Annotated in this window: 1 protein-coding gene; it reads right to left on the bottom strand. The window is 40.2% G+C overall.

All coding sequences use genetic code 11. The features are described 5' to 3' along the window. Positions 1-2,726: LamG-like jellyroll fold domain-containing protein (locus ACFOW1_RS10370; RefSeq protein ID WP_379014094.1), on the bottom strand; the 2,726-nt coding region annotated here is incomplete at both ends.

Raw genomic sequence — 2,726 nt, 5'->3', positions numbered from 1 at the left:
GTTTAAGGTAGCAATACTATCACAGCCTACCGCATTGACTAAATGTGCCGTATAAATACCCGTTGCATTATACGTAACACCATTAAACAAATAACTACCACCAAATGGTACCTTAATCACCGTCGTTGATGAACTTGGACTGTTGACGATGACTGTAGTATTAGCCGATGCTGCAGAACAACCATTCGCATTTGTAACGACTACGTTATAATCACCCGCTGTATTTACTGTAATGGCAATAGTTGTAGCACCATTACTCCACGCATAACTACTACCTGCACTTGCAGTTAATGTTACTGAACCTCCTAAGCACAATGTTGTAGACCCGCTAGCTGAAATAGTAACTACTGGTAACGCATTAACTGTAATAGATTTTGTAACAGTTGTTACGCAACCGTTGCTATTAGTAACCGTATAGCTAATATTTGTAGTACCAGCAGTAATACCTGTTACTACGCCATTGGCATCTACACTTGCAACACTTGCATTTAATGATGCCCATACACCACCAGTAGTAGCATTAGTATAAGTAACCGTTTTACCCACACATACGGCTGAAGTACCACTTATAGCTCCTACTGTAGGTAAGGCATTTATGGTTAAAGTCGTATTTACAGTGGTAGTACAACCACTGGCATTAGTTACCGCATAATTAATATTTGTAGTACCGCTGCCTACACCTGTAACCACACCAATTGTATTGACAGTAGCAATACTGGTTGATGCTGAGGACCATACACCTCCTAAAGTAGCATCAGCTAACGCTGTTGTTGAACCTACACATATTGTTGTATTACCTGTTATAGCAGACACTACAGGATTGTCGTTTACGGTAATATTTGTCGTTACAACTGTAGTACAGCCACTTGCATTGGTTACTGCATAGCTTATCACCGCTGTGCCACTTGTAACACCAGTTACTAAGCCCGCAGTACTTACAGTTGCTACAGATGTGTTAGAACTCGTCCAAACGCCACCTGCTGTAGCATTAGACAATTGTAAAGTACTACCCACACATACATTGCCTAGTGCAGCCGCGTTTGTACTAGCCGCCCCAGCTACAAAGTTGGAAGTTGCACCAGTTAAGGCAAAATTGAGTAGACTTTTACTATTAGAACCAACAGCATCACTTAAAATTGTTATTGCTGTATTATTACCATTGGCAATACCTTGATTAAATTTATAATAATTAACTAGACCTGATGGCGCACCAGCAATTTCACCATTCATATTAGTATTAATATCTTGTGATGTTCTCACGGTGTTCCATAAACGTACTTCATCTAATGTTCCATTAAAATATGTCCCATTATTGTCTCTACCTAAATATATATAGCTCGGTACATTTAAAGAATTATGATTCGATTGGGTATACGAACTTTCTAATACGCCATTAATATATAATTGCATCAAACCAGTTGATTTATTCCTGGTGGCTGCAACATGAACCCAATTACCTGTATTTACTGCTGAAGTAGAAAAAATAGTATAATCAGGATTACCTACCCCAAAAGCAATCTTATTACCCACTAAGGAGACCCCAAAATCGTTTGTTACGCCAGGATATTCTGCATCAACTATTCCCATACCGCCATACCACATCGAACTGTTATTGCCAATTTGTGTTGTCTTCATCCAGAATTCTATCGTAAAGTCATCTTGAATTGTTCTTGTAAGATTGACATAATCGTTGACACCATCAAAATTTAAACCATTACCAAACTGACCAGCTTGAGTAATACCGCCTACCGTTGGCAAACTATTCACCGTTACAGTAACAGGAGCCGAGGTTGCAGTACAAGTACCGTCAGAAATAGTCACACTGTAATTACCGCTTGTTGTTACTGTAATCGCTTGTGTAGTAGCAACTGCTCCTGTCCATGTATAACTACTCGCAGCATCTGATGTTAATGTCACAGAACCACCAGCACAAAAAGTGGTCGCACCACTTAATGTGATGTTTGGTGTAGGTGGCAATGGATTTACTGTCAATACTAATGTCGCTGCACTATCACAACCCACTGCATTCGTTTTATGAACAACATAAGTACCCGCTGTCGTGTAATTAGTACCATTAAAGCTATAACTTCCACCTGCACAGATGCTTGCTGTAGTAATCGAAGTGGATGGTTGCTTTATAGTAACTACTACCGTGTTTGAGATAGCAGCTGTACAACTAGCGTTGGTTACCACTGCTTTGTAATAGGTGGTTGTAGATAGGTTTGCAGCAATATAAGTTGAATTTGTTGCACCAGCTATACTAATAAACGTATTGTTGTCGGTAGATGATTGCCATTGAATGGTACCTGTATAGCCACTTAAACTCAATGTGGTGCTATTGGTACCAGCACATACAGCAGCTGTACCAGTTGCGGTACCCGCTACCGATGCAGGATTCACCGTAATAATGCCTACAGCACTAATTGCAGTGCCACAAGCACCATTGGTTAGTATCGCTCTATATCTTGTTGTTGCAGTAATGCCTGTATAGCTAAGTGTGGTGGTGGTGTTCGATATATCTGTCCATACAACACCCCCGTCGATTGAGTATTGCCACTTAGAAACATTACCAGTAGCCCCTGTTAAACTTAAACTACCATTATTGCTGCCACCGCAGTAGCTTGCACTACTCACAGTACCACCTACGGGTGCTGTACCAGTAATAGCGTTGACAGTATAAATATTGGTATATACCGTATTAGAACAGCTATTAACTACTGCTCTAA

Origin of the sequence: Parasediminibacterium paludis (assembly GCF_042651445.1) — a bacterium.
Classification (GTDB): domain Bacteria; phylum Bacteroidota; class Bacteroidia; order Chitinophagales; family Chitinophagaceae; genus Parasediminibacterium; species Parasediminibacterium paludis.
Note: the sequence above shows the minus strand (reverse complement) of the source record. Positions and strands in the feature narration are given on the sequence as shown.